This window comes from Mycobacterium szulgai (assembly GCF_002116635.1).
Taxonomy (GTDB): domain Bacteria; phylum Actinomycetota; class Actinomycetes; order Mycobacteriales; family Mycobacteriaceae; genus Mycobacterium; species Mycobacterium szulgai.
In genome coordinates this window covers 1-6,944 of record NZ_LQPW01000130.1, presented here as the reverse complement: position 1 = coordinate 6,944, position 6,944 = coordinate 1, and the positions used below count along the sequence as shown (strand labels likewise).

3 protein-coding genes are annotated in these 6,944 nt (G+C 62.9%); all 3 read left to right on the top strand.

Annotated elements, in window-relative coordinates; genetic code table 11:
• Positions 1-32: 32 nt before the first annotated feature.
• Positions 33-4,574 carry an SDR family NAD(P)-dependent oxidoreductase gene (locus AWC27_RS17940; protein WP_211281660.1) on the top strand — a complete coding sequence of 1,514 codons (4,542 nt, stop codon included), beginning with the start codon at positions 33-35 and terminating at the stop codon, positions 4,572-4,574.
• 356 nt (positions 4,575-4,930) lie between these two features.
• Positions 4,931-6,565 carry a DHA2 family efflux MFS transporter permease subunit gene (locus AWC27_RS17935; protein ID WP_085671724.1) on the top strand — a complete coding sequence of 545 codons (1,635 nt, stop codon included), beginning with the start codon at positions 4,931-4,933 and terminating at the stop codon, positions 6,563-6,565.
• Positions 6,566-6,754: 189 nt separating this feature from the next.
• The coding region (locus AWC27_RS17925) for a beta-ketoacyl synthase N-terminal-like domain-containing protein (RefSeq protein WP_139837068.1) at positions 6,755-6,944 on the top strand (190 nt) is incomplete at its 3' end.

Genomic DNA, 6,944 nt, shown 5'->3' with positions numbered 1-6,944 from the left:
GGTTGGCGGCGGGGTCCCCGACACCGGGGGTGGTGACTGGGCGGGTGGTGCAGGGTAAGACGGCGTTTGTGTTTCCTGGGCAGGGGGCGCAGCGGGTGGGGATGGGGGCGGGGTTGTATCGGGGTTATCGGGTGTTCGCGCAGGCCATTGATGAGGTGTGTGCGCGGTTGGATCCGTTGTTGGGTCGGTCGTTAAAGGAGTTGTTGTTCGCGCCGGCGGGGTCGGTGCAGGCGGGGTTGCTGGATGAGTCGACGTTTACTCAGCCGGCGTTGTTTGCGGTGGAGGTGGCGTTGTATCGCCTTGTTGAGTCCTGGGGGGTGACGCCGGATTTCTTGATTGGGCATTCGGTGGGTGAGTTGGTGGCGGCGTATCTGGCGGGGGTGTTTTCGCTGGCGGATGCGTGTGCGGTGGTGGCGGCGCGGGGGCGGTTGATGGGGGCGTTGTCTGCGGGTGGGGCGATGGTGGCGGTGGCGGCGACCGAACAGGAGGTGGTGTCGTCGTTGGTTGGTTATGAGGGTCGTCTGTGTGTGGCGGGGGTGAACGCTCCGGGGTCGGTGGTGGTCTCTGGTGATGCCGAGGCGATCCAGCAGTGGGTGGGGGTGTGGGCGCAGCGGGGCCGCAAGACCACCCGGTTGAAGGTCAGTCATGCGTTTCATTCGGCGCGGATGGAGCCGATGCTCGAGGAGTTCGGCGCGGTCCTTGAGGGTGTGTCGTTCGGGCAGCCGCAGCTTGCGGTGGTGTCCAATCTGACCGGCCGGGTCGCCACCGGTGATGAGTTGAGTTCTGGGCGGTATTGGGTGCGTCATGCCCGCGAAGCGGTGCGGTTCATGGACGGGGTCGAGTCTTTGGCCGGGGCGGGGGTCACCCGGTTCCTGGAGCTGGGCCCGACCGGGCCGCTCAGTGCCATGGTGGCTCAGTGCCTGGCCGCCCACGGCGAGGACAAGCCGGCGTTGTGTGTTCCGGCGCTGCGTGCCGATCAGCCCGAACCCGACGCGGTGACGGGGTTTTTGGCCCAGGCGCATGTGGCCGGAATAGGGGTGGACTGGGCCGCGGTATTCGCCCCGTGGCGCCCCTCGCGGGTGAAACTACCGACCTATGCCTTCCAGCGGCAGCGGTACTGGCTGTCGGGCAGGCCGGTGGGGGATGTGACCTCGGTCGGCCTGGATCGGGCCGAGCATGCGTTGTTGGGTGCAGTGGTAGCGGCGCCGGATTCTGGTGGGGTGGTGTTGACGGGGAGTTTGTCGCTGGGAGCACAGCCGTGGCTAGCCGATCACAAGGTGGGCGGGGTGGTGCTGTTCCCCGGGACCGGGTTTATGGAGATGGTGATCCGGGCCGGCGATGAGGTGGGGTGCGGGGTCATCGAGGAGTTGGTCTTGGGTGCTCCGCTGGTGGTGCCCGATCGGGGTCAGGTGCGGGTTCAGGTTGTGGTGGGCGGGGCCGGTGAGTCCGGTGGGCGGCCGGTGTCGGTGTATTCGCTTGGCGGCGAAGCTGATTCGGGGTGGGTGCGCCACGCCGAGGGCATGCTCGGGGCGGCAGAGGCGGTCCCCTCAGCCGATCTGTCGGTGTGGCCGCCACTCGGCGCGCTCAGCGTGGATATCTCGGATGCTTACGCCGGGTTAGCCGAGCGGGGCTATGAGTACGGGCCCGCGTTTCGCGGATTGAGGTCGATGTGGCGGCGCGGCCGGGAATTGTTCGCCGAAGTTGGTGTGCCCGAGGACGCCGGGGTCGACCCGGCCGGGTTTGGGTTGCATCCAGTGTTATTCGACGCGGCACTTCACGCGGTGGCCCTGTCCACCGACACCGACACCGCACAAACACAACTACCGTTCTCCTGGCACGCGGTGTCGCTACACGCCCAGGGCGCTTCGTGGGTACGGGCCCGCGTCGCCCCCGCCGATGCCGACACTGATGGCGGATTCTCGGTGGAGCTGGCCGACACCATGGGTAGGCCAGTGTTATCGGTCGGTTCGCTAACCACCCGCCCGGTATCAGCTGAACAGTTGCACGCCTCGGTGATTGCGGCTAGCGGCGGGGCCGATCAGGGCTTGTTGGAGTTGCTGTGGTCACCCGTAACGCCTAAGGCCGCACTCGTGGATCAGGCGGTTGGGCATCCGATGGTGGTGTCATGGGCTCAGTTTTGCGCCGAGGCTGACGGTGAGGCGGATGGTGACGTGGTGGTGTGGGAGTGCGGGGCTCCCGGTGAGGATGTGGCGGGCTCGGTGCACGCGGCAACGCATGCCGCTCTGGAGAGGTTGCAATCGTGGCTTGCGCGGGATCGGGCGGGAGTGTTGGTGGTGTTGACCCATGGCGCAGTCGGGTTGGCCGGGGACGAGGTCACCGATTTGGCGGGGGCGGCGGTATGGGGGCTGGTGCGTTCGGCGCAGGCCGAACAACCGGGGCGGATCGTGCTGGTGGACACCGCCACTGCTCCCGACGCTGGGGTGGATCTGGCTGTGCTGGTTGGTCTCGGGGAACCCCAGCTGCTGGTGCGCGGCAGCGAGGTCTATGTGGCTCGGTTGGCCCCAGTGCCGCCGGTGCTGCGGCGGTCTTGGATCGCCGATGCGTTGGCGGCGGGCGCGGTGTTGATCACGGGCGGTACCGGGATGGCCGGTGCGGTGTTGGCTCGGCACATGGTGGCCGCCTACGGGGTCCGGCATCTGCTGTTGGTGAGCCGGCGTGGGATGGACGCCGAGGGTGCCGATGAGCTGGTGGCAGAGCTGGCCCGGGCGGGGGCGCAGGTAGAGGTGGTCGCCTGTGATGTTGCTGACCGCGTGGCGGTAGCAGGGCTGTTGGACCGGTTTGCGGGGCGGCGCCCGCCGTTGACAGGGGTGATTCATGCCGCAGGGACCCTTGATGACGCGCCGATCGGCTCGTTAACGCCGGATCGGGTGGATGCCGTATTGCGGGCCAAGGTGGATGCGGCGTGGAACCTGCACGAGCTGACCCGGCACATGGCGTTGCCGATGTTTGCGCTGTGCTCCTCGATCGCGGGTGTGGTGGGCACGGCGGGCCAGGGTAATTATGCGGCCGCGAATGCGTTTTTGGATGGGTTGGCAGCTCATCGGCATGCGGGGGGGTTGGCGGGGGTGTCGTTGGCGTGGGGGTTGTGGGAGCAAGCCAGCGCGATGACCGGGCATTTGACCGATCGTGATAGGGCGCGGATGAGTCGTGGCGGAGTGGCGGCGATGACCGCCCAGCAGGCGCTTGAGATGTTCGATACCGCTTTAACGCTGGATCAGCCCACCGTTGTGGCCGCCCGCTTAGACCAGACGGCGCTGGCTAACCGGGCTCAAAACGCTGACCTGGCGCCGTTATTTGACGGGCTGATACGTCGCCCGCTGCGGCGGCGGGTCAAGGGTGCAGGCTCCGGGGCAGGGCTGATGGAAGTGCGACTGGCCGAGTTAAGCGACACCGAACAACTCCGGGTGGTAAGAGAGTTGATCCTTCAGTGCACCGCAGATGTACTCGGGTATGAGCGCGACGATCGAGCCAACTTGACTTTCGAGAATTCCGGCTTGGACTCATTGAATTCCATGGAGATCAGAAATCAGCTCAATTCGGCCACGGGTTTGAAACTGTCACCAACGGTTGTTTTTGATTACAAATCCCCTGATCTGTTGGCCCGCCACATTGTGGATATGCTCACTGAGCATAGGAAAAATATTGCGACCGCCGTTCCGCGATCCCGCGAATCCATCATCGAAGAGTCGCGGTCGGTCTTGATTCAGGGTTCGCTTGAAGCACTATTCAAGGATGCGGTCGACGCTGGAAAAATGAGCGAAGGAATGCACTTGCTGCGCGCAGCTTCGCGGCTCCGGCCGGTGTTCGGGCCAGAGTGCGATACGAGCATCTTGCCGACTGCGGCCAGGCTTACCGACGGACCCGAATTGCCTCACCTTGTATTTATATGTACCTCTGTATTTACCAGCGGCGTGTATGTTTATGCACGCATCGCCTCCGCATTTGAAAGTTTAAGACCTGTCTCGGCTGTCCCACTTTGTGGGTTCTCAGCGGGCGAACCTCTGCCCAATTCGCCCGAGGCCGCAGTCGAGTCGCTCGCCCGTGTGGTCATGGAGCTGGTGGGCGACGAACCTTTTGTTCTTGCTGGCTATTCATCGGGTGGTAATTTCGCCTACGCTTTGGGTGATTACTTTGAAAACAAAGAGAATGTGCGTGTGGCGGGAGTGGCGTTACTGGACACCTATTCCATTGAAGATAGTGAACTATTATTATCAACGAGTAGTGATCTTTTTTACGCGATGTACGAGAGAACACGTGAGTGGGGATTGTATAACGCCACCAGGCTAACCGCGATGGCGGGGTGGTCTGAAGTGATACCAAGGCTATACAAAGGGCCTCTTAAAGCAGATGTACTATTTATGCAATGCACCAAGCCTTATCTCAAGGTGCGTTCCGAGTCTGGAAGTCTCGAGTATGCTATAGCCACGCCTTGGACACCATTGCAGACTGTACGCACGGTGCCGGAGCATCATGAATCCGTAGTATTTGAAGGTGCGGAGTTAGTAGCACAAATTCTGGAAGAATGGATTGCGAGCCTCGAAATTTCACGGTAGCCGAGTTTCCCGGGCCCCGGAATGGTCGCAATTCATTGTGCGTGTCGGCGTTTTTTCAGGGGTTGCGCTATGCGCGGATCATGCGTTGGTTGATGTCCTAGGTCGCCTCGACTTCGACGTGCGCGTCGACGGCAAATGGCTTTGTCGGCCCGTCTTTTTGCTTGTCGGTTAGCGGCGCGGCCCCAGTCTCCGGGATCCGCCGCGCGTAGAGCAAGTTGCTTCGCGGCCGCGGTGTCCGCGGGTGTCGAGTTGAAAACGGCGGCAGGTATCTAGCGTCGCACCGACTAGTTAAGCCAAGGACAGTTTGAAGAACGGAACCGGCGTCGCGCCGCAATTACGGCAGATACAGTAAAGCAATGCGCCAGGCGGATCGGCCGCCGCGTGAGCCGAAGACAATTGCCAGCACTCACGCCACGGGCGGATCGCGCCTGGACGACGACGCGCGTCCCGTCGACTATCCCACCACGCTGGATTCCAGACTCGTGATGACCACCGTGACGTGCCTGATGCTCGCGGTGATGGTCAGCCTGGACACGACGGTCGTCAATGTGGCCCAGCGGACGTTCATCGACGAATTTTCCTCCACCCAGGCCATCGTCGCATGGACATCTTCAGGCTATGCGCTGTCGTTGGCCGCAGTGATTCCACTCACCGGCTGGGCAGCCAACCGGCTGGGCGTCAAACGGCTCGCGATGGCTTCGGTGCTGCTGTTCACCTTCGGATCCTTACTGTGCGCAATGGCATCGAACATCACCCAGCTGGTGGCCTTTCGGGCGGTGCAGGGGCTTGGCGGCGGGATAGTCATACCGCTGCAGCTCATCATCCTGGCTCGTGCGGCTGGCCCGGCACGGTTAGCCCGCGTGATGACGATCAGCAACATCACCGTCTTGATGCCCCCAATATTCGGGCCCATTCTCGGTGGCTGGTTAATCAGCTCATTTGGCTGGCAATGGATCTTCTTGATCAACATCCCCGTGGGGGCGCTCGCCCTGGCGCTGGCGGTATACGTTCTCCCGAGCGATGATTCATCGTCCGCGGAGTCACTGGACGTCCTCGGCATGATCGTGCTGCCCCCAGGGCTCGTACTGCTTCTTTACGGGCTGTCACTGTTGCCGGAGCGCGGCACGGTTCGCGATCCCCACACTTGGGTACCGATGACCGTTGGGGTGATATTGATCGCGGCATTCGTACTACATGCCCTGCGTCGGGCTGATCGTGCGTTGATCGATCTGCGTCTACTGAAGAATCGGACGGTCGCTGCGGCCAACGGCACGAGGTTCGTGTTCGCCGTCGCCTTCTTCGGCAGCAGCCTGCTGTTTCCGGCCTATTTCCAGCAGGTCCTCGGAAAGACACCGTTCCAGTCCGGATTACTTCTCATACCGCAATCCCTGGCCGCGGCCGTCGCCATACCGATCGTAGGGCGGCTGACGGAAACGCGGGGGCCGCGCGGGGTGGTGTTGGGCGGGACGGCCGCGACCGTCGTGGGCATGGGCATGTTTGTCTACGGCATGAGCCGAGAGCACGTACACCTGACGATGCTGCTGGCCGGGCTGGCGACATTCGGCGCCGGCTCCGCCTGCATGATGGTTCCGGTTTCATGGTCGGCGGTGCACACGCTCAATTCCAGCGAGGTAGCGCACGGCTCAACGTTATTCAACGTCACCCACACCGTCGCCGTGTCTGTCGGCGCTGCGTTGATGTCGGTGCTGCTCACCAGCAGGTTCAACCAGAGTGCCAACATCGCTGCAGCCAGACAAGCGGACTTGATCCGGGCCGAGGCTGCCCGCCGGCTTGCGCCGCTCGACCCGGCCAAACTGCCTTCTCAGCTTCGGCTCCCCGACTTCACCGAACATCTCACCAAGGACTTGTCACTGGCTTATGCCGGGGTGTTCCTGATCGCCACGATCGTGGCCGCGGCAACTGCGGTACCCGCGTCGTTTCTACCCAAGCGGCCTGCGCGCCACGTGGAGTTGCTGCAGGTTGAGCCGTAGCAGCGAAACCGGAGGCGAACTCACGGAAATCTTCGACTCAGAGTCGCTCGCCAACCCTTCCGGGACTTTGGCACCGAACTTGCTGTCTGCCGGAAGTGCCGGTCACTACGCTTACCAGCAGATCGGAGAAATCCCGGTCGCACAAGACGATGTATGCATCAAACCCGGGATGCTGCAAGGAGTTAGCTAATGGAACACCGCGCTGACGCCGAACGTAAATCTTTCGCCGAGTCGGCGGGGGTTGTGGGTGGTGATGCTGTTGCGATTGTGGGGATGGCGTGTCGTTTTCCGGGTGCGGGGGATTTGTCGGGGTTGTGGTGTTTGTTGCGTGATGGTGTGGAGGCGGTGGGTGTGGTGCCGTCGGGGCGGGGTATTGGGG